This window comes from Anaerobium acetethylicum (assembly GCF_900096945.1).
Lineage (GTDB): Bacteria > Bacillota > Clostridia > Lachnospirales > Lachnospiraceae > Anaerobium > Anaerobium acetethylicum.
In genome coordinates this window covers 14,244-36,084 of record NZ_FMKA01000015.1, presented here as the reverse complement: position 1 = coordinate 36,084, position 21,841 = coordinate 14,244, and the positions used below count along the sequence as shown (strand labels likewise).

The window sequence follows — 21,841 nt, the reverse complement described above, 5'->3', positions numbered from 1 at the left end:
ATGTACCAGGTTAATTATAGTTTCTTATTTATCGTTTCTTATTCAGCCGCTTTCTGAAGCGTTTCTACAAATTCCTGCGGTGTGATTTCATCAAGCACCAGCTCTTCCAATGCGGAAGGGAAAGCATTTCCTACTGCTGTAGGCATTGCTGCGTTGAAGTTTCTGATTGTAAAGGCAGCATCTGCACTCTGTTTTACAATTTCAGCCTGTAATGTATTTGTGATTTCAGTCGAATCTACTGATACTGCAAACAATGATCCTGAAGAGTTCGTCAGTTCAACGATTTTATCTTTTTCAGTAATGAATTTCATGAATGCCTGAACTGCTTCTTCTTTAGCAGGATCTTCCTGTTTTCCGGCACAGATGTAAGCCTGGACTGCATTCAGATATGCTCCGCCGTTTTCGCCGTCATTGCTTAAGCCACCGCTTAATGCAAGGCTGTCATATAATCCTGCTACGCCTTCAGATTTGATTCTTCCAAGGATCCATGTTCCATTCGTATAGACAGCTGATCTTTCATTAAAGAAGTGTCCATTGACAACGGTTGCATCTGCTCCGATTGCATCTGATGAAGTATAGTCAAACATTTTGCGAAGGATTTCAGCTGCTTCAACAAATGCCGGATCTTCAAGGCCTTTATCATATACATCGGCACCGCCGCATGCTGCTACTGCGTAGGAATACCACAGCATAGATGTCCATGCGTTGTCCCCTGTCATTTCACTTAACGGAAATACTCCGGTACCTTTCAGCTTATCGCATGCATCCCATAATTCATCAAAGCTTCCAGGAAGTTCAGTAACGCCAGCTGCTTCCATTAATTTATTATTGTACATGATTGGAATAATTGCATTTTCATAAGGCATTGCATACATTTTTCCATCAATCGCCGTATCATCTAAGACACCTGTAATAAAACGATCGCCGATTGCACTGTCTTCAAAGAAAGTGCTTAAATCCATAAGGTTTCCTGCTTCTGCAAAAAGCTGGATATCTGCGAAGCTCTTTACTGTAAAGATATCCGGTGCAGTGCCTGTAGAAATAAGTGTTCTGATTTTGTCTTCGTAAGCATCGTAATCTGTCTGTTCTTCGATATTAACCTGATATTTCCCTTCGTATTCAGTATTGAAGTCAGTTACCATCTTTCCAAATACTTCGGCTTTACTGTCTGAACCTACCCAGATACATGGGAATGTCAAAGCAATCTCTTCTGTCTTACCTGTTTCTTCTTTCGTGGTTCCATCATTTGAAGAGTCTGTTTCTTCTGTTGCACTGCTTCCGCAGCCTGCGAACATACCAACACTAAGTACTACCGTTGAAATTAAAGCGATTAATTTTTTACTAGACTTTTTCATGTTTTTACCTTCCTTTTTCCCTTTATTCTTTGATGCTTACGGTTTTCGGATTGATTAACAGACAAAGAAGTTCTTTTTTATTTGGTTAATTCTTTTAATTATATGGTTAAAAAAAATTCAGCCAAACCTGTCTTTTCTGCATTGGAAAGCCACTTTTTTCGGCTTTGTTCGTGCACTTTGTTGCCTTCAACCCTTTACACTATGTATTGTATATTATTTTTGACTAAAAGTAAAGCATTTTATATGATTATTTTCACTTTTTTGTCAATCATTTAACTTGCCTATTTTTCCATTCGTCCCGTTTCTGCTTTTATAATTAAATTCCTTAATTATAATTATTTTCAGCCTTTCACCCTTATGTTTCTTGCTTTGTCAATTTATACATGCTAAAATATAACCAGTATATTTTCTTGAAAACTCATCATTATTTAAAAATTATAATTATATCCAAGGAGGAATTTTTCATGTTAGAGGATTTAAAGGCCCGCAACCCGCATATTGCGATTTATCCCGTCTCTGATGCCCGATTTTCAAAGTATGGCAAGGTATTGGACGGTTTCGATTTCAACCAGTGTCTGGACATCATGCAGACCAGACCGATTCCCGAGGAAGGCAACTGTTATGTGGCTTCCGATGCAGAGCTCATGGGAACCGATGTCGCAGGCGAACTTTCCCGCCGTTTCTATGCCGGCATGCCTGTACAGATAGGCTATTGCAACGGAAACAGTTCCAAACTGAACGCACTGGAATACCATAAGGGTTCAGAAGTAGATGTCGCCGTAACAGACCTGGTGCTGCTGCTGTCCGACATCAGAAATATCAGCCATAACGAACTCAGCTCAGAAAGTGTGGAAGCTTTCTTCCTTCCGGCAAATACCGCCTGCGAGCTCTATGCCACCACACTGCATTTCGCCCCCTGCAAAACCTCCTCCGACGGATACAAAAGCATCATCGTCCTTCCCGCCGGAACCAACGCAGGCCTCGATTCCATCCCGGCTCCAAAATGTGAAGAAGACTACCTGCTCTGGATGCAGAACAAATGGCTGATTGCCCACGCGGAAAGCATCCCTGCATCGAAAGGCGCTTTTGTCGGCATAACCGGAGACAACATCGAGATCAACTATTAACAGAAAGAACAGAGGCAACACAAATGGCAAAAACAAATGGAATCAATATGCTTGATGTCAAGCGAAAAAACCGGAGTTCCATCTTAACTCTCATTCATCAGAAACCGGGCATCTCCCGCAAGGAAATCGCCTCGCAATTGGGCCTGACGCCAGCTGCCATTACCCTGATTACAACAGACTTAATAAAAGACGGCCTGATCCACGAGGAATTCTCGGATCACGTTTCTTCCCAGAAGGGAAGAAAAGAGGTGCTTCTGAAAATGAATGCTGATAATTACGCCGCAATCGGCGTCTATATCAGCCAGCACAAATTCAGGATTCTCTGCGCCGATATGAACAGCAAAGTCATCTTCAAAGATACCATATTCATATCCGACTGTCATCATCAATCCGAGAAAATCCTGGACAAATTATGCAGCATTCTGCAGGACCGCATAGAGTCCTATGACGTGCTCAGAAACCACAATCTGCTGGGAATCGGCATCAGCATCAACGGTATCGTTGACATGGAGCACGGGATCAGCATCAACTCTTATCACATCTGGGAAAGGAACGTGCCGGTTGTGGCTTATGTAAAGGATAAGATGAACTTGCCGGTCATACTGACCAACAACATCTGCGCCCTTGCCAACGGCGAAAGCTTCCTGGCAAAATCCAGCCGTCCCTCCCGCATGCTCTTCGTCAAATACGGCCCGGGAATCGGTGCTGCCAGAAACCGCTCCCAGGACTCCAACAGCATCTTCAACCTGGTTTCCGTCGAAATCGGCCATATGATCATGGATTCTAACGGGCAGCCCTGCGTGTGCGGCAACCAGGGATGTCTGGAGACCATCGCCAGTTACGCTTCCATCGAAAAGAGCCTGGAAGACCTGATCACCCCCGAATCGACGCCTTTGCTGTATAATCTGACAAACGGCAACCCTTCCGCGCTTTCTATCGATAAGATCCTGAAATCTTATGTTGCAAAAGAAAAGCCTGTGGTTGCCGCAGTGGAACGAACTGTTTTCTATTTTTCACTGGCGCTCCAAAATACCATACAGGTTCTGGATCCCGAAATCGTCATACTCTACGGCGAATTTTTTGAAGTTGCCGAATTCAAAGAAACTTTGATTGCACAGCTTGGCAAATTCGGCAGAACCGACTGCGTCCGCTTCAGCCATTACAATCTTCAGCTCGAAACCCTGGGTCCGCTTTCGACGATCATAAGCTACTTCTTTGAAAACGGTGGAACTGCATTCGAATAAATGCAGGAGAACCAATCTCAAACGAGATTGGTTCTCCTATATCAACAAACAAAATGCCCCTCCCGGAAATTCCGGGAAGGGCATTTTGTGTGCATCATCTGTGACTATGAAGGACGTCGTCCTGAATAGTTACGCTATCTCTAAGCTCTGACACCCGCTTTCATTTCTTCGGCTATTTTTGATTTTCTCTTCTGTTCCATCAGCACTCCGAACGCTCCCGCAAGTACAATCATCATCCCGATATACTGATTCGATATCAGGGTTTCGCCAAACAGGATAAAGCTTACGATTGTAGATACGATCGGCATCAGCAGGAGAAATACTTTTACGATCCAGACAGGAAAACGTCTCAGATTATAATAGTAGACAATATAGACCAGGGTCTGGCCAACTCCGGCAAGCAGGACTGCCGCAAAGGTTCCCGGATTTTTCGAGAGCTCTGTCAGCTGCCCGAGGGTGCCCATAACAGCCGCTGCCCCAAAGAACAGAATCATCGTAATGAAGTTATTGTAGAATGCCACTACATTATCGATTGTCGGCGCTTTTTTATCCAGCTGGACACTTTTGATTACAAAGGCATTGATCGAAACAAACAACGCACTCAGGACAAAGAAAATGTCCCCTTTTCCACTCAGTTTGAACTCTGTAACATCCACGCCCATTACCATCAGAACTCCAAAAAGCATGACGATCGTATACAGCCAGTCTCTTTTTGTAAAGCGTTCCTTGTAGATCAGCACAGAAATAATATTCACAAAGAGGATATCGCATTTGAGCAATGCTGTACCGCTTCCTGCCGGGGAAAGGGTCAATCCTATAAAAGCAGTTATATCAAGCAGAAAACCCAATGTTCCTATGAGAACAAGACGTTTCAAAACCCCTTTTGTCTTTAACAGCTGCGGAAGTTCTCCTTTTTTCCACATGACGCTTCCCAGCAGCAGCATCGTAACAAAACGTATCACAATACCAACCGAGAAAACAGATAATCCTTCTACCGCCCTATGGCTGGCCACATAATAGCAGCCCCATATAACAGCAAGCAGCAGCAGCGGAGCGGTTTGCTTCAGTTTCATAGACTTCCTCCATCAGGATTTTATTAGATCATTAATCCGCGGATCAGCTTACACAGATCATCATAACCACCGATGAAGGTTGCAAGTGTGCTCCTGAATTCTCCGTAAGTTTCAAATTCTTCCGGTTTCTGGCCATCCTCTTTGAAGGATTTATGAAACTCAGGAATTTTATTCAGTTCAGCCATATATTCCGCTTTTACAGGTTCGTCTATGCGGCTTTTGACCTCCACGTCACAGGAATTAAGCCTTTTGTACCAGCTGTAGTTGATCGTCTGCGCCAGGTCGCCTCCAATCAGGCTTGACCAATGGTAGTGGTTCCTGTTTGCTGCGGAAAGGAGTCTTGTGCGGTATCCCCTTTCTTTGAAAATACGGTAAGCCTCTTTTATGACAGCTACTCCGGCCCATTCCAGACATTCAGGATCGATCACCATGCCTGTATTTGCCACATATTTCTTCATCCAGTCATCTGTCCTGCCGATCATGATGGTGCAGACAGGTGCCATTTCAGAGCAGTCAAGGCCTTCCGCTTTCCTTCTTGCAATTCCGCGTTCCACAGCCTCTGCAACAGCGACAGCCTGGGCTACCGTAAAGGAAACCGTGGCATTGATGCTGATCCCATTATAAGTAGCTTCTTCCATGGCTTTGATTCCCGCTGCGCTTGCAGGCATCTTCACCTGCATGTTCGGGCCAAGGCTGTTCAGCACAAGGGCCTGTTCAATCATTTTTTCAGCGCTTCTGTAATATTTTGCATTTGTCTGGATTGAAAGGCGTCCTTTTAACCCTTTATATTGCTCGAATATCGGGAGCAGTTTTTTCGAACGCAGCGCTCCTATTTCATGGATCAGCGCCCAGGCAATTTCATCCTCAGTCGCTTCCGGAAGTTCCTTGATCAGTTCTTTGATCCTTGGTTCCCAGGTTGATAATTCATTCTTGATTACACCTCCGACAATGATCGGGTTGCTTGTTGCTCCGACGATGCCTCTTTCAAGACCATAATTCAGTTCTTCTTCCCCGCAGGAATCCATCCATATATCCGTCATTGGAAATTTCACCGCTGACTCATGTAATTTACCTAATAATTCACTCATTTTCATACGCCTCCGACATGCTAAATATTGGTTATCATTTGCTTTTTCGCTATGATTTTCTTTCACTGAAGCCCGCTGATCCGTGCTGTCAGCCGTTCTTTATTCCTTTGCTGTTCCATCCCATGCGTCGCGGAAAATGCCAAGCCCGAAAGTTGTAAATGGATGTTCAAAGCTCTCCTGGTATACAGCAAGCCCGCAGGTCACGATATCAGCTCCCATGACAGCGAAATCAGCGATCTGTTTGCCGTTACGGACTGCAGCCACGATGATTTCTGTTTCGTATCCGGTATTTTTATAAATATCAACGATGTCCGCTATATAATCAGCATTGTCCCCACTGTTTTCTTTCCAGCCAACGAATGGTGAAACGAATTTAGCACCCAGCTTTGCAACCGGAATCGCCTGGGAAGCTGAAAATACAAGAGTCACATTTGTACGAATTCCCATATTTTCCAGTTTTCTGGCAGCAATCAGGCCTTGCTCGCAGCATGGTATTTTAATTACATAGTTAGGCGAATATGCTGAAACTTCTTTTGCAGCTTCTACGATATCCTGCCATTTGTCCAGATGAGGATTGATTTCAAATGATACCGGGAATTTTTCCATTCCTTCAAGGCCCGCTTCTTTGATCCAGGCAGCAATATCCTTTACCACGGTCATAAACGGTTTTCCGCTCAGTTTAATGTGTTTCGGATTTGTTGTAACACCATCAATCCCGTAGTTCTCGTAAGCATATTTTATTTCATCCAATTTTGCACTATCTAAAAAATATTTCATACTATTCTCCTCCTAATTTCCGTAAATTTCGTTTTCGATATTTTTAACCTGAATTCTGGCATTGCGAAGATTGTTCGCTCTCCACTCTTCCAGATTCTGGGTGAATTCCGTATTCAAGAACACATCCGCCATGGCACACCCGACAATCTCTCCGGTAATCCAGCCGCCCATGGTAAGTACATTGGCATCATTAATTGCTCTTGCTTTCTCTGCCGCATATGTATTTTCGCAGACTGCCGCATAGACATTCTTGAATTTATTTGCAACGATCGCCATTCCCATTCCTGTTCCGCAGATCAGAATCGCTTTTTCAGCTTCTCCGTCCGAAACACGTTTTGCAACCGCAGCTGCAACTTCAAAATAAGGTTTTGGCTCCTCTTCATTGAGCGTTCCATAATCGGACACTTCGTATCCAGCCTCTGTCAAATGTGTTTTGACCGCTTCCTTTAATAAAAATCCCGATTTATCAGATCCAATAATAATCTTTTTCATATGGTTCCCTTTCTTTCTTCCTTAGCGGACATCTTATTCTATGATCTCATTCACAAGAGTTCCGATTCCTTCAATCTGGCACTCCACCACATCGCCTGGATTCAGAAACGTCGGCGGATCCATTCCCATTCCGACCCCCGCAGGAGTCCCCATGGAAATAATCGTTCCGGCTTTCAGGGTAATACCCTGGCTCAGCTCGCTGATTACATGCTCAATAGAAAAGATCAGCAGTTCTGTATTGCTGTTCTGCCTGAGTTCGCCATTGACTTTCGAAGTGATGTTCAGTCTAGGCGGAAGCACGATCTCGTCCTTGGTCACGATCCACGGACCCATGGGCGTAAAGCCGTCAAGGCTTTTGCCGAAATACCACTGCTTGTGCTGGGTCTGGATTTCTCGCGCACTGATATCGTTCAAGACAGTAAATCCGAATACATAGTCATAAGCATCTTCCAGCTTCACGTTTTTTGCATCTTTTGACAAGATGACTGCCAGCTCCGCTTCATAGTCAAGCTGTTTCGTAATGTCCCTGTGAGCCGGAATTCCCTCTCCTGTTCCCACGGCTTCATTCACCCTCTTGCCAAAATATATGGCAAAAGGCTTTTCTCTGCCAAAGGCGTCCTTTTTGAATCTTGCAGCCTCTTCGGCATGGGCATTGTAGTTGATGCCCAGGCAGATGATATCCTGCATCGGGCAGGGTATGGGAGCGCATTTTTCTGCTTCCGCATACAGAATCTGATTCTCAGCATTTGAAAAATCAGCAGCTTGCAGTTTTTTCAGATCCTCAGAGCTGCATACCAGCTCATTCATTGTTTTGCTTGTGATTCCGAACTGTTCTAAAGGCAGCACCTTCGTTCCCGAAGCATCCATCGCTCCTATTTTTTCAAAACCGTCCTGTTTGTAAGTCAGCAGTTTCATAGTCCGCCCTCCTAACGCATGGTTTTTTCTCCATTTAAGGCTATCAGAATTTTTTCCTGCCTTATATTTTAGCTATTCTGCTTTTTCATCATTACATTTTTGGCAGCCTTGACAATGTCCGATGCCTTCAGTCCATATTTTTCCTTCAGGTATTCCGTAAGGCCGACTTCCCCGAAGTGGTCCTTTACGCCAACCCTTTCCATGATCGTCGGACAGTTTTCGCTGATGCACTCTGCAACCGCACTGCCAAGTCCGTTGATAATGGAACCATTTTCAGCAGTCACGACAGCGCCTGTTTTCTTTGCGCTTTTTATGATCAGTTCTTCATCCAAAGGTTTTACAGTATGTATATTGATGATTTCAGCATCGATGCCTTCTGCTTTTAAGATTTCCGCTGCGTCCATCGCCTCTGCTGTCATGATGCCGCTGGCTATGATTGTTACATCTTTGCCCTCTTTTAAAACGATTCCTTTTCCAAGCTGAAATTCACAGTTTTCATCGAATATTTTCACTGCATTTCTTCTAAGCAGGCGGATGTAAACAGGTCCGTAGTGGTCCATGATCTGCGGAAATGCCTTTCTAAGCTGGGCGGAGTCCGTCGGTTCAAACACGATCATATTCGGAATATTCCTCATGATTGCAACGTCTTCCATGCTCATATGGGTTCCACCATTGAGTTCCGCTGTTACACCCGGATCGCTGCCCACCATCTTGACATTCAGGCCTGCATACGCCACCGAAAGGGTTACCTGGTCACATACGCGTCTTGTTGCAAACGGGGTAAAAGAATGGGTAAACGGGACTTTCCCCATTGCAGACATGCCTGCCGCAACCCCTATCATATTTGCCTCCGCCACGCCAAGATCCTGGCATCTTTCAGGATAGACATCTCTGAATCTGAGGGTGCCTATGGCACGCATAAGGTCTGCTTCCACGAGACAGATCCGGTCATCTTTTGCTGCATATTCAAGCAGGAGATCCACGTAGGTCTCTCTCATCCATCTATCTTCCAGTATCATTTACATCTCCCCCTTTTCCAGCAGTTCGACCGCTTTTTTCCAAGACTCTTCATCAACAGGCATATTGTGCGATGTCAGCAGGTTTTCGCAGAAGCATCCGCCTTTGCCCTTTATGGTATCCATGATAATCATGGATGGTTTTCCTTTGACCTTTTTAGCAGTATCGATCGCTTTCTGGATATCTTTCACTGCGTGTCCGTCGACAGTCTGTACATGCCACCCGAACGCTTCCCATTTTTTATCAAGGGGTTCAAGTCCGTTTATTTCTTCCGTATATCCGTCAATCTGCATTTTATTGTAGTCCGTGAATGCAATCAGATTGTCAAGCTTTCTGCTTCCCGCAGCCATTGCAGCTTCCCAGATCTGGCCTTCCTGGCTTTCCCCATCTCCGATGATGGTGTAGATATAAATAGGCAGTTTGTCCATCCTGGCTGCAAGCGCCATACCGATGGCAGCCGAAAAGCCTTGTCCAAGAGAACCTGTCGACATATCGATTCCATTTGTCAGCCTCATGTCGCAATGGCTTGGAAGGTGTGTTCCAGGCTGGTTCAATGTATCCAGATCTTCTATTTTCAAAAATCCCTTTAAGGCAAGCGCCGCATAAAGCGCAGGACCGCCATGCCCTTTTGATAATACGAACCGATCCCTGTCCGGTTTTTTCGAATCCTTTGCATCTATATTCATGACGTCAAAATATAAAACTGACAGCACTTCGCACAATGTCAATGCTCCGCCTATATGTCCGACCCCAAGTTTTCCGATTGCTCTGATTGTCAGTTTGCGAATCTCTCTGGCTTTTTCCTCTAATACCGAAACCTTTTCCATTCCCTCTCCGCCTTCCTATAAAATTGATTTCAAGAGCCCATGTACAGTCTCTTCATTCATGATCGCAGGTGTCAGCTGGATGATTGGCGCTCCCATTCCAACCTCTGTGATATGCGCAAGATCTGACTCTTTTACGCCTATTTCATGGAGACGGACAGGCATTTTCATGCTCACCATCAGCTCCTCGACCCCATCCGCAAGGCTCTGTACACTTTCATAGCCCAGGTAAGACGCCAACGATTCCATCTTTTCCTTTTCACCCTGTGTACTGATGCGGATAAATGCAGGCAGCGTGACAGAGCAGGCAATACCGTGGCTGGCTCCAAATTCAGTTGTCAGCGGAAAGCTAAGTGCATGAATTCCTGTGGTTCTGGTCTGGCTGAATGCAATTCCCGCAAAAAGGCTGGCAGCAAGCATCGCACCTCTGGCTTCTTTGTTGTCAGGTTCCTCATAAGCCGTCTTGATGTGTTCCATAATATTTTTCAAAGCAGTCATGGCCATCATATCGCAGATCGGCTGGCTGTTTTTGTTCCAGTAGGCCTCAATTGCATGGCAGAATGCATCCATTCCGGTAGAAGCCGTAATCGCTGCCGGCAGCGTATAGGTAAGTTCAGGATCAATAATTGCAACATCTGCCCAAAACAGATCATTTACCATCGGCATTTTAATGCCAGCCTTTTTATTGGTATAAACGCCTACATTTGTGACTTCACTTCCGGTTCCCGCAGTCGTCGGGATACAGATCAACGAAGCTTTCCTGTCCGAGAGCGTTCTTGTTCCGCCTGCATAGTAATCGTAAATGCTGCCTTCGTTATCAGCCAGACAGGCTACGATTTTAGCCACATCCAGGGCACTTCCGCCGCCCAGGCCTATGATGCAGTCCGTTTTCATTTCACGGGCTGCAGCTGCAGCCTTATCCACGCTTTCACAGGAAGGATTCGGCTCGATTTCACCGAAATAGGCAACATTCTTGCCTGTCATGCTGTTGCCGATCGCCTCTGCAACACCTGTTTTCAGCAAAAATGGATCGGATATGATCAGAACATTGCTGCCTTTTATGAATCGGGCCGCATCCTTGGATGCCCCTGCACGAAAACACACTTTTGCAGGCATATAATAGTCAAATGATTGTTTCATTTTATTTTCCTCCTGTATACTCTTTCAAAAAGCTGCCGGAAATCTTGATTTTCTATAACCGTTTTCTCCAGCAGCTCTCTTTACCCAGCCTTACTCGCAGCTATTCAGGACTTTGTCCTTCACAGTTGCTCCAACCTTACTTCAGGGATTGCGCAATGTCAGTAAAAATCACGCCAAGCCCGTGTGCTCCTGCATCCGGATATCCGAGACTTCTTTCGCCAACCGTTCCTGCACGTCCCATGCGCGCCACAATCTGTTCAGTTGCTTTCGCTCCTGCTACTGCCGCTTTCGCCGCATCCTCAAAAATTTCTTTTAACGTTTTGCCTGTATTGTTTCCGCTCCAGGTATCCGCATATGGAACAAGCGCATCAATCAGCGTCTTATCTCCCACTACAGCGCCTCGTCCAAAAGAACGTTCTCCCGTAGCCTGAATTCCTTTTACGGATGCCTGTACCATTTCTGCAAATTCAGCAGCGCTGATTTCTTTTTTATTTCCAATCTTTTTGCCAGCCGCACGGAATGCAGATCCCCAGATCGGTCCCGATGCTCCGCCGCAGTATTCCATGATCACCAGGGAACATGCTTCCAGGAATTCGCCAATGCTCTCTGATTTCGTTTCCACGATATCTTTCCATTCTCTTTTCAGCTGTTTGAAGCCTTTCGCAATGCTCATGCCAAAATCGCCATCGCCTGCATGGGAATCCAGTTCACAGAATGGAACCTCATTTTTTATAATGCATTCGCTCATTCTGTCTACGATATACATCACATTTTCCAGGGTAATCTTATCGCCCTTGATTTCCGCATACTGTTCCGGTGTTTCAACAGTAAAGGAAACTTCTTTTGCCTCTTCGCTGAGTGCTGCGACATTTACGTACGGAACCGCTTCAACCGGTCCTGTCACGTGGAACGCCGGAGTTTCACAAGGCTGCGACAGCAGTTCTTTCAGCTGTGCATCCAATTTAAGTATTGAAACAGAAGCGCCCGTCATATCAATGCTGGTCATATAGTTGCCTACAAACACGCGGTTGACAACCACCTTTTTCAGATCCAGTTCTCTGCGCACCGAGTTATTCAGAAGATATAATTCCTGCAGAGGGCTTCCTCCAAATCCGTTTACAAGAAGGGCAACCTCATCGCCTTCCTCCACCTTCAGATCATCCAGCAGTGCAGTCACCATTCTGCCGGCCAGTTCATCGGCGCTGCTTACTTTTTCTCTACGGATTCCAGGTTCTCCATGGATGCCTACGCCATACTCCATTTCATCTTCGCCGAGTTCAAATGTAGGCGTTCCTTTTGCAGGTACGGTACAGGATGTCAGTGCAAATCCGATGCTTCTCACATTTGCAATTGCTTTTTCAGCCGCTTTTTTCACATCCGCAAGTTCCATGCCCATCTGTGCCGCAGCTCCCGCAACCTTATGTACAAATACAGTTCCGGCCACACCTCTTCGTCCTACGGTATAAAGACTGTCCTGAACGGCAATGTCGTCATCCACGCGGACATAATCCACTTTTATGCCGTCTTCCTCAGCCAGGTGCGCCGCATTTTTAAAGTTCATCATGTCGCCGCTGTAGTTTTTGATAATCAGAAGCGTTCCTTTTTCGCTTGCCGTTCCGACAATCGACTGATAGATCTGAATCTGTGAAGGTGAGGCAAATACATCACCGCATACGGCTGCATCCAGCATGCCTGTTCCAACAAAACCCGCATGTGCCGGTTCATGGCCGCTTCCGCCGCCGCTGATCAGGCTGACTTTCTGCTGGTTGATTTCTTTTTTCTTAACCACTTTGAATTTCGCATCGAATGCCAGTTCCGGATGTGCCATGGCAATGCCGTTGCACATCTCGATTACTACTGTTTCCGGTCTGTTGATTATTTTTTTCATTATTTCGCACCTCTTGCCTTTTTATAGGCTGCCCCAAGTTTATCTGCTGTAACAATGGCTGCTGCCACTGCTTCGGTTGTAACTGCAAACGGCATTGCATGAATAGACTCTTCAGGAATACATGCCTTCTGAGCCACTTCCATAACTTCCTCATCAGATATATTCTCAACTCCGATATCTGCAAGGCAGACCGGCAGACCAACTTCCAGACAGAAATCCAATACCTGATTCAGTTCTTCTGTAGATGTATTTTCGAGAACCAGCTGTGCAATCGTTCCGAATGCAACTTTTTCGCCATGGAAATATTTATGTGTTCCTTCTAAAATAGTAAGTCCGTCATGGATCGCATGCGCTCCGGCAAGCCCGCCGCTTTCGAATCCAAGTCCTGAAAGAAGGATGTTCGCTTCGATGATATTTTCAAGGGCCTGGGTAACCTTGTTTGCCTCACAGGCAGCTTTCGCTTTCACTCCATCTGCCAGCAATGTCTGGTAGCAGAGGGTCGCCAGTGCCAATGCAGTGTTAGTTCCTTTTGCAGGTCCGCAGACACCTTCTCTGAATCCGCACGGAAGTCCGGCATTTACGTTTGAATAGGATCTTGAAGTCGCCCTTGCTTCGAAATAAGTTGAAAGAGCATCGCCCATACCGGATACAAGGAAACGGGTAGGCGCTTTTGCAATTACAGTCGTGTCGATCAGTACAACGCTTGGATTCTGTTTGAAGTATGCATAGTCATCAAATGCGCCTTCCGGTGTGTAAAGCACCGCCGAATGGCTTGTCGGTGCATCGGTCGCTGCGATTGTCGGAACAATAATGAGTGCTTCGCCCTCCGCCACGCATTTGGCAGTATCAATGGCTTTTCCTCCGCCAAGTCCAATTGTACAGTTACAGTTCTTCTGTTTTGCAAGTTCCTGGAGCCTTGCCACTTCCTGTCTTGAGCATTCGCCCTGGAAGCCGCTTTCCACAAATGTAATACCAAATTTTTCTGCCGTTGAATCAAGCTTGTCTTTTACACGGTTCACATCATCCGGATGTGCAATCAATAGTGCTGATGTTCCAAATGTTTTAATGAAATATCCTAAATTTAAAATCTCATCTTCACCCTGAACATATTTTGTTGGACAGATAAACGCTTTCCTCATAGTTGAAACCTCCGTATTTTTTAATTGCCTTAATTATAACGCCGAGCACCCTCTGTGTCAATGATTTTATTAACTCTTTTAATTATATATCTCAAAATATTGCTTTTTATAGCTTTTATATGCTGATTTATCATCTTTTACGACCATTGTTGTTAATGCGTTTAATTATATCATTCTGTTTTTCTCTCCTGGCTTTCCTTGAAATATTTTTATTTTTTCTGCTTTTGCAGTTTTATATGTAATTTTTTTCCATTAACACTTGCTTTTCTGCCACAACAACCGTTTTATCGGCTTTTTTAATTAAGTCTTTTTATTATTTGTCAGATATGCTGCTATATCCGGTACAGAAAGTTTATATTCCGGGTCTCCTGGCATTTAACCTTATCCGAACTCATCAGATTTCATCAACAAAGCAGCTTAGCCACTTCAGTTCCCAATCAGAGTGTTGAGCATGGTCGCTTTACATCAGAACAAAGAGTTTCGCTTGTGAAACTCTCGCGCTGACGCGCAGTCGCTTCTGCGACATATTCTTCTTGCGCGTCATGCGCCTCCTCGCGGAGCGCTTTTGATATATAGGAAATTCGAGGAATTTCTTATATATCAAAAAAAGATACCCGATGCAGCGAACAGATCGTCCGCCGCATCGGGCACCTTTCCAGGAAATGAATGCTTTTAATTATTACATTGCCATATCAAAAACAATAAACCCTAACAGTAACAGTACGGTGACCACCGCCGCATAGGAATATACCCAGGGTTTCTTCCTGATATTCAGATACATCAGGACTACCAGAAAAATCACTCCGTCAATCAGATAGTAAAGCCATGTCCACATGCCGAAAAGCCTCATAACAGTAGTAAAGACCACCATCAGCACGAACATCAGAACAAGCGCTTTCAGCAGTTCCTTTCCCTTCGCCCTGAACACAAACCACGAAACCAGCAGTACAACTGCCAGGCTCACCGCAAGTGACAGGTTCCTGATGATCATCGGATTTACGTTCGGCCGTCCAAAGAGAAGCCTTGCCGGTATAGCCGATATGGACATGTAAAAGAAAAACAGCCAGAAAACAGGATACGCACATAACGGAATGACGATCAGGGAAATCACATTTTTCCTGGTTAAAAACTCTTTCATAATTTCAGCCTCCTTCGATTGAATTGCATCAGCAGTTATACTTCTCATTCCACGCTCATCACTGTCCCCATAAATACAGGCAGCCCCGTTGCATTATCCACAATCGCATACACGAATGGCCTGTCCAGGACCACTTCTTCATAGTCACGTGCCGATGTCACGTCTATCTGGACCTTGGTGACGGCTCCGGCTTTTGTTCCCAGCTCATCTACGGCAATGAAGGTCTTGTGAAGGACCTCCCCAATATACAGGCTGCCTATAGGCGAGCTTCCAAGCCTGCTGAAATCAGCATCATCGGGAGAAAATGCATCGGGCATTCCCAGCTCAGACAGGGCTTCATTCATCTTGATCTCATACTCATAGCTGAATTTCGGCATGGTTGCGTTGACTACGGTTTCCTCTGCACCTTTTACCATGCTTCTGAATTTATCGCCCGTCAGGGTGTCGATGTATTCGCCCATGTCCATCCCTTCCTCCGGAAGGAGCGCCACGAAGCTGTATCCACCTTTCGCATAAGGCTTTATGAAGCCTGTCGCCTTGTCCGTTTCAATATATCGGCTCTCCTTGGAAAACATAAACTCTGCATTCTGGGTACTTCCGTCGGCATCTTTAAATTCACCTTCCATAACGTCTTCTTTTGCATAGACCCGTTCCCATTCCGCATCGAAGACGATGGCATTGAAAATGTACATCATGGTGCTGCTGTCTATTTTATCCAGAATCCCGTCAATGAGCCCGTCAGTATTCTCATCGACCCAGCTGTTGATGTCCTTCAGGGTCTGATCGTCGAAAGGAGCCTTGTACATATCTGCGCCGTAATAGTCCGCATTCGTTTGCAGGAAATCCGTTGCAGGCTTGAACTGGTCCTCATCCTCACGGAACCATATGGAATTGGCTATACCAAGCTTCGACTTTTCTTCGTTTGGCAGGCTTTCTACATAGGAAAAAAGATATTCATTCAGCTCCTCTGTGGTTATGGTGCCCCCAAGCAGGGTCTCCATCTGGGTCCTGGTTTCCGCGTCAGCGCCGTTTGCCGTCATCGCAAGCGCCAGCATGACTGACAAGGGTGAGACAAGGGAGTTCTTCTGATCGGTGACCGTCATCTTGAACAGCTCCACAGAAAAATCCGCCGTGCTGGCTATAAACCTATCATCCGCTTCCTTTTTGACTGCTTCCTTTTGGGTGATGCCTTCCATCAGGCTCTCCGCCTTGGTTTCCGTCGCGGTTCTGGAGCAGCCTGCCATGCCCAGGACAGACGTGGCTGCAAGGATTATGCTTAGTGCTGCTGCGGCTTTTCTTTTGTTACACTTTATCTTTTTCATATTCCCACCTCCAAAAAAACTCACAAATGGTGTATGCCGGTTCTCATGCTCTTCTCATGGCATCCGGCTGTCTGGAATGCTTTTCCTGTCGTTCACGCTCTTCCTGTCCTGGTATGCTTTCCTGTCATTCAACACTCACGACTGTACTGGCATGCTTTTCCTGTCATTCAACACTCATGACTGTCCCCATGAACACCGGAAGACCCGTCGCATGATCCACAATCGCATACACAAATGGCCTGTCCAGGATAACCTGCTCCATCACCTCGGCTGATTCTTCTTTGATCTCGACCTTGGTGACCGCTCCCGCTTTTGTTCCCTTTTCATCCACGGAAATAAAGGTCTTGTGGAGTACATCACTGATATAGAGGTTGCCCGCCGTCGAACTGCCCAGCCGGCTCAGATCGGCGTCGGAAGGAGAAAAGGCAGTCGGCATTCCCAGAGCCTTCAGTGCATCATTCATCTCGATTTCGTATGCGTAGCTGAACTTCGGCATTCCTGCATTGACTTTTGTTGTCTGAGCATCCGCAATGGTCTCCATGAGCCCTTCGCCGGTCAGATTTTCAATATACCCCTCAATCCCGGTCTCCTCATTGGGGAGCAGTGCCACGAAGCTGTAGTTCCCGTCTGCATAAGGCTTGATGAACCCTGTCGCCATGCCGTCATCAATGTACAGGGATTCCTCCGACCACATGAAATCGATGTTCTGGCTGGTTCCATCAACAGCCATGAATTCGCCGCTGCGTATATTGTCTTTCACATAGATCTTTTCCCACTCGGCATCAAATACAATCGCATTGATCAGATACATGACCGTGTCCTCATCGATCTCGTCGATAATCCTGTCAATCATGCCCTCCGTCTTCTGATCGACCCAGCCATTTATGTCCTTAATAGCCTGGGCATCAAAAGCAGACCTGTATATCTCGGCCCCATAATAGTCGGCATTCGTCTGCAGAAATTCCTTTTCCACCGTCAGCCTCTCCACGTCCCTGAACCATATGGAATTGGCGATGCTGAGCTTCGATTTCTTTTCGTTCGGAAGACCGTTGTAATAAGTATGGAGATATTCGTTCAGCTCGTCGATTCCTATGTCCCCGCCCAGCAGCTTCTCCATCTCTTCAAGGGTCTGGGTATCGGCTCCGTTGGCGGTCATTGCAAGGGCAATCATCACCGACAGAGGCGAAATCAGGGAATTCTCACCCTCTGTTATGGTCTTTTTAAAAAGCTTCAGGGAAAAATCCGCCATGCTTCCTGTAAATCCTGCATCCGTCTCTTTTCCTGCCACCTCACCCGGCGATATCCCTTCCATAAGGTCGTCAGCCCTGACACTGGATCCGGAACAGGCTGTCAGGCTGATTGCCAGAACCACAGTCAGCACAAGGCTGATTACCGCAGAAATTTTCTTGTTAACGTTTCGCATTTCCATACGCATCCCTCCCTGACTGCTTACTTGACCGGCTTCATAAACCCTCCGCCTTTCAGCCTGATTACCTTTCCTTCAAGCCATTCATTCGCACTGTTGGATACGTCGTAGTAAACGGTATTTCCATTTGAAATTATGTTTGAGCAGTCGGAATCTTCATTTGTGAACGCTGTTATATAAGAAGTTCCGGTAAGGGTCCAGGTGCTCTCATTATCCATGGTGATGTTGAATTCCCTGGCCGTATCGCCGGAATTTACAGTTCCATCAAAGATGCTGTCTGTCATATTCAGGGTGACTGTGCTGATCCCGTCTGCCGTAATCGCTCCCGCCAGCCTCTGGTTCGTTGCATTCAGCTCCACATGCGCTCCATTGGAACCCGCTTCTCCCCATTCCCCATCATTGCCCGCAGCATACAGAAGTATGCCGCTGCCAAAGTTGAGGTCTGTTGCATGAAGGTTTATGGCCGCATAGGTATTCGTTACGAAGAACATGGGCGCAGTTGCGTAATATTCGGAATCCGGCGCAATCTCAAACCTGGAGTCCTCTGCACTGAAGATTCCGCATCCCTGCGTCGCCCCTTCGGAGCCGTTCTGGAAGATTACGATACCGGCATTGTCAGTTCCTTTGGCACTTCTTCCATAAGCATATCCCGTGAAGCTGCTGCTTATGACTGTGATGGAGTTATCCCCCTCAACAACGGCAATCTGCGAACCCGGTGCTGTTCCTGTGGAATCTTCTACTGTAATGCTGTCCGGCGAACTGATGCACGGAGCATCTTTCCCTGCTGTATTCAGAACGGCCGTCCCGGTCACGTCAGCCTCCGACTGATCTTCATTTCCCGACTGGCCTTCAGAATCCATCTGGCCTTCAGTCTCCGTCCGGTCTTCAGCCTCCGTCCGGCTTGTATCAGCCCTTTCACCATTTCCAGACTGTTCCACTTTAACGCTCTTGGAATCCCCGCTTCCTGTCTCTGCAAAACTGCAGCCTGCCGCCATTATAAAAACTGCGGCGATGCAGCACAAAATGCCGGCACGCGCAGGCTTAACTTTTTTTCTCATTAAACTCTCCTTCTGGTCCGAACTATCAGCAACAGATCTGGTCATTTCCTCTTCTTCATCATTCCCGCACCTATCATGCTCACTTCAGCTGCAAGAAAAACAAAAAGACAGACTGCCACCGTTATGATGACTGAAATATACTCCCCTGCAAAACCTTGTGCGGAAACATGCTTCAGCATGATGCCTGCATATGCCCAGATCAGGACGAGGCCATATGCAACGTCTTTATTCACCAGCATAGTCACGGTTCCGATTACCATTCCTGTCGCAATGATAAATACCGCCCATGCAGTGTCCGGTATTCCGAACCCGTCCCATCCCGCGTCTACAAGAAATGCCACTGTATTTGCAATGGTCGCTACCGTAATCCATCCAAAATACACGCTAAAGGGGAGCCGGATAAAGAATCTTTCTTTCATGGTCAGCTGTTTCTTTCGGAGCATAAGGTTGATTGCTGCCAGGCAGACAAGAAGAATCAGCATAAGTACCATCGTAGCCGCAATCGCCCTGTAATGCCATGCAAAAATCCAGGCGCCATTAGCCACCGATGTGATTGAAAAAAGCAGGCCGATAGAACTCATAAGCCGCTGGCTGGCAGTATCCCGGGCACTGCCGAAAAATCCGAACTGATAGATGGTGTACATGGCAAGCAGAAGATAAATCACCCCCCATATGGCAAAGGTAATCCCTGCAGGCGCAAAAAGGTTTGGGTAGGAATCTGATACCTGGCCCGTATTGACCCCGTTGATCGGCAGAATGTTGGCCAGTGCGTTTATTGCCACCATGGCCACATACGTTACCGCCACAACGACATTGATTTTCTTGACTCGTTGATTTCCTCCCATAGCAGTACCCTCCCTGAATGATCATATGATGTTTTTTCCAGTTCTGTTTCGCTTTCTACTATCCGAATTATACCACGTCTGGCGTTTTTTTCATAGTATTGGCAGTTTTTTGATGCCTTAGCCTTCCTGTTTTTAAGCTGTTCCGATCTCTCAAAGACCATAAAAACTCAAAAGGGAACAAAAAAAGTTTTTGAATTAATTATGTAAACCAGCATGACATTCTCCGAGTTATGTGTTATAATAGTGAGGCAGCGTGTAGTTTTGACAGGCATAAGTCCAGTTGTCGCAACTACACGCTGTTCATATAAACCAATGAATATTCAGCCTTAACCGCTGGATATTGCAAACCTTTTTCACCGGATAGGAGATGACCAAATAATGTATCAAGTTAACGATCTAATCATGTACGGTACCACAGGAGTCTATCGGATCGCATCCATAGGAAAACCTGAAATGTCGGGAGCCGACAAAGATAAATTATATTATGAACTGAAACCTCTCTATGGCGACGGCAGAACTTATGCCCCAGTCGATACGAATACTTACACAAGACCTGTTATTTCAAGCGAAAAGGCGCAGGAGCTGATTGACCTGATTCCTTCCATCGAAGCAGGCGTAAACGTGGGAAGCCTGAGGGTTGTTGAGGACAACTATAAGGCATCTCTGAACAGCCACGACTGTACCGACCTGATCCGCATCATAAAGGCCGTACGCGAAAAGGGCCGGATCGCTTCGAGCAGAGGAAAGAACATCTGCCAGATCGACCAGCGCTACAAAAAGAAAGCCGAGGATCTTCTTTACGGAGAATTTTCAGCTGCCCTTGACATCCCAAGGGACTCAGTCGAAGGCTACATTGAAGAACGCGTTGGCGAACTTGATAACATCTGATTATATGATACCAGGGCCCCAAGGTCATGTGCTTCATGCCTGCATGAAAACACATGACTTTAGGACCCGCAAAACATTCGAAAGCAGCCCGAACATGGTTGCTTTCGAATGTTTTTAGGATTGTGGGAGCACAAAGTGCGGAACAATCCGTAGGTATCAGGGGCAAAATATTTTTTGATCCCGACATCATTATATAGAAAAAATGCAGCCAGGAAAGCAATGGAGTTTGCTTTCCTGGCTGCATTTTTTTTGTTTTCTTCTAATGTCCAAGCACCTTCATCAGGACCTCTTTTGTCTTAAGGGCCTCCTTCGCAAGCTCTTCGATCCGTTTCTTCGACATGCGGGATACCGGAGCCGAAATGCTGAATGCATTATCCGGCTTTCCGTGGTGGTTCAGAATACAGACTGCGATGCAGCGCACGCCAAGCTCATTTTCCTCATCATCGATGGCGTAGCCGTTCTTCCTCACCTCTTCAAGCTCTTTTTTCATCTCCTCAAAATCGGTGATCGTATATTCCGTCTTTTTCTCTATCACGCTGTTCTTCCATATCTCCTCAACTTCCGCATCCGTCATCTGCGCCAGAATCGCTTTTCCGACAGCCGAGCAGTAAAGCGGCCTTATAAAACCTACCTGGGAAGCCATCCTGATCGAGCTCTCATGTGGGCAGATGGGCGAAACCTTGTCCAGATAGAATACATCCACACCTCGCCGCTGCACGAAATGCACATTTTCACGGCACCTGTTTGCCAGATCCGAAATATAAGGATGGATAACAGAAAGCACATCCACCTTGTTCAGTATTTTTCCTGACAGTTCTACAATTTTAAAGCTCAGGCTGTATTTATTCGTATCCTCATCCTGTATCACATACCCCATATAGGTAAGGGACAGGAGCAGGCGGTGGACAGTACTTTTGTGAAGATCCAGCCTGGTGCTCAGATCAACCAGTCCGATAGGACCCGTCTCGGCCAGCGTTTCAAGGACGCCAAAGATTCGTTCCGCAGACTGTATAGGGTTTTTATTTTCTTTATTTTCCGTCATTTCAATTCCTTTCTCATATAAGCATAACATATGCGGGGCATTT

At 46.1% G+C, this 21,841-nt stretch carries 20 protein-coding genes; 3 read left to right on the top strand and 17 right to left on the bottom strand.

Annotated elements, in window-relative coordinates:
- Positions 1-38 precede the first annotated feature (38 nt).
- A complete protein-coding gene (locus BJR36_RS12025) occupies positions 39-1,355 on the bottom strand; it encodes an ABC transporter substrate-binding protein (RefSeq protein WP_091234635.1) in 1,317 nt (438 codons plus the stop codon).
- A 464-nt stretch (positions 1,356-1,819) separates the two neighbouring features.
- On the opposite strand from BJR36_RS12025, the gene BJR36_RS12020 reads away from it, so the two are divergent.
- Both BJR36_RS12020 and BJR36_RS12015 read left to right on the top strand, forming a co-directional pair.
- Positions 1,820-2,482: a DUF4867 family protein gene (locus BJR36_RS12020; protein WP_091234632.1), complete on the top strand. Its 663-nt coding sequence runs from the start codon at positions 1,820-1,822 to the stop codon at positions 2,480-2,482.
- 23 nt (positions 2,483-2,505) lie between these two features.
- A complete protein-coding gene (locus BJR36_RS12015; protein ID WP_091234630.1) occupies positions 2,506-3,726 on the top strand; it encodes an ROK family transcriptional regulator in 1,221 nt (406 codons plus the stop codon).
- A 140-nt stretch (positions 3,727-3,866) separates the two neighbouring features.
- On the opposite strand, the gene BJR36_RS12010 is transcribed toward BJR36_RS12015, so the two are convergent.
- The 15 genes from BJR36_RS12010 to BJR36_RS11940 all read right to left on the bottom strand — a co-directional run bounded on the left by BJR36_RS12010 (position 3,867) and on the right by BJR36_RS11940 (position 19,868).
- Positions 3,867-4,799 (bottom strand): DMT family transporter, encoded by a 933-nt coding sequence (locus BJR36_RS12010; protein ID WP_091234627.1) that lies wholly within the window; start codon positions 4,797-4,799, stop codon positions 3,867-3,869.
- 23 nt (positions 4,800-4,822) lie between these two features.
- The gene (locus BJR36_RS12005) at positions 4,823-5,887 is read right to left on the bottom strand and encodes a transaldolase family protein (RefSeq protein WP_091234624.1); all 1,065 of its coding nucleotides are present in this window, start codon (positions 5,885-5,887) and stop codon (positions 4,823-4,825) included.
- A 99-nt stretch (positions 5,888-5,986) separates the two neighbouring features.
- Positions 5,987-6,664, bottom strand: a complete 678-nt coding sequence (locus BJR36_RS12000) for a transaldolase family protein (RefSeq protein WP_091234622.1) — start codon at positions 6,662-6,664, stop codon at positions 5,987-5,989.
- 12 nt (positions 6,665-6,676) lie between these two features.
- A complete protein-coding gene (locus BJR36_RS11995) occupies positions 6,677-7,156 on the bottom strand; it encodes an RpiB/LacA/LacB family sugar-phosphate isomerase (RefSeq protein WP_091234619.1) in 480 nt (159 codons plus the stop codon).
- A 33-nt stretch (positions 7,157-7,189) separates the two neighbouring features.
- Positions 7,190-8,071 carry a fumarylacetoacetate hydrolase family protein gene (locus BJR36_RS11990; RefSeq protein ID WP_091234616.1) on the bottom strand — a complete coding sequence of 294 codons (882 nt, stop codon included), beginning with the start codon at positions 8,069-8,071 and terminating at the stop codon, positions 7,190-7,192.
- A 68-nt stretch (positions 8,072-8,139) separates the two neighbouring features.
- Entirely contained in the window at positions 8,140-9,090 is a 951-nt protein-coding gene (locus tag BJR36_RS11985) for a transketolase family protein (protein WP_091234612.1), read from the bottom strand.
- Positions 9,091-9,915, bottom strand: coding sequence for a transketolase (locus tag BJR36_RS11980; protein WP_091234611.1), 825 nt, complete (start codon positions 9,913-9,915; stop codon positions 9,091-9,093).
- Between the two features lie 15 nt (positions 9,916-9,930).
- Positions 9,931-11,052 (bottom strand): iron-containing alcohol dehydrogenase family protein, encoded by a 1,122-nt coding sequence (locus tag BJR36_RS11975; protein WP_091234608.1) that lies wholly within the window; start codon positions 11,050-11,052, stop codon positions 9,931-9,933.
- A gap of 136 nt (positions 11,053-11,188) precedes the next feature.
- Positions 11,189-12,940: a dihydroxyacetone kinase subunit DhaK gene (gene dhaK / locus BJR36_RS11970; protein WP_091234605.1), complete on the bottom strand. Its 1,752-nt coding sequence runs from the start codon at positions 12,938-12,940 to the stop codon at positions 11,189-11,191.
- Positions 12,940-14,079 carry a glycerol dehydrogenase gene (locus tag BJR36_RS11965; RefSeq protein ID WP_091234602.1) on the bottom strand — a complete coding sequence of 380 codons (1,140 nt, stop codon included), beginning with the start codon at positions 14,077-14,079 and terminating at the stop codon, positions 12,940-12,942. The genes dhaK and BJR36_RS11965 overlap by 1 nt, the downstream gene beginning before the upstream one ends.
- A 679-nt stretch (positions 14,080-14,758) precedes the next feature.
- The gene (locus BJR36_RS11960; protein WP_091234600.1) at positions 14,759-15,217 is read right to left on the bottom strand and encodes a hypothetical protein; all 459 of its coding nucleotides are present in this window, start codon (positions 15,215-15,217) and stop codon (positions 14,759-14,761) included.
- Positions 15,218-15,261: 44 nt separating this feature from the next.
- A complete protein-coding gene (locus BJR36_RS11955) occupies positions 15,262-16,539 on the bottom strand; it encodes a serpin family protein (RefSeq protein ID WP_091234598.1) in 1,278 nt (425 codons plus the stop codon).
- A 163-nt stretch (positions 16,540-16,702) separates the two neighbouring features.
- Positions 16,703-17,968, bottom strand: a complete 1,266-nt coding sequence (locus BJR36_RS11950; RefSeq protein WP_091234595.1) for a serpin family protein — start codon at positions 17,966-17,968, stop codon at positions 16,703-16,705.
- 20 nt (positions 17,969-17,988) lie between these two features.
- The gene (locus tag BJR36_RS11945; protein WP_091234592.1) at positions 17,989-19,023 is read right to left on the bottom strand and encodes a hypothetical protein; all 1,035 of its coding nucleotides are present in this window, start codon (positions 19,021-19,023) and stop codon (positions 17,989-17,991) included.
- Positions 19,024-19,064: 41 nt separating this feature from the next.
- On the bottom strand, positions 19,065-19,868 hold the full coding sequence (locus BJR36_RS11940) for a tryptophan-rich sensory protein (RefSeq protein WP_091234589.1): 804 nt from the start codon (positions 19,866-19,868) through the stop codon (positions 19,065-19,067).
- 378 nt (positions 19,869-20,246) lie between these two features.
- Between BJR36_RS11940 and BJR36_RS11935 the strand changes: the two genes are divergently transcribed.
- The gene (locus BJR36_RS11935; RefSeq protein ID WP_091234587.1) at positions 20,247-20,756 is read left to right on the top strand and encodes a CarD family transcriptional regulator; all 510 of its coding nucleotides are present in this window, start codon (positions 20,247-20,249) and stop codon (positions 20,754-20,756) included.
- A gap of 259 nt (positions 20,757-21,015) precedes the next feature.
- On the opposite strand, the gene BJR36_RS11930 is transcribed toward BJR36_RS11935, so the two are convergent.
- On the bottom strand, positions 21,016-21,798 hold the full coding sequence (locus BJR36_RS11930) for an IclR family transcriptional regulator (protein ID WP_091234584.1): 783 nt from the start codon (positions 21,796-21,798) through the stop codon (positions 21,016-21,018).
- Between the last annotated feature and the right edge of the window lie 43 nt (positions 21,799-21,841).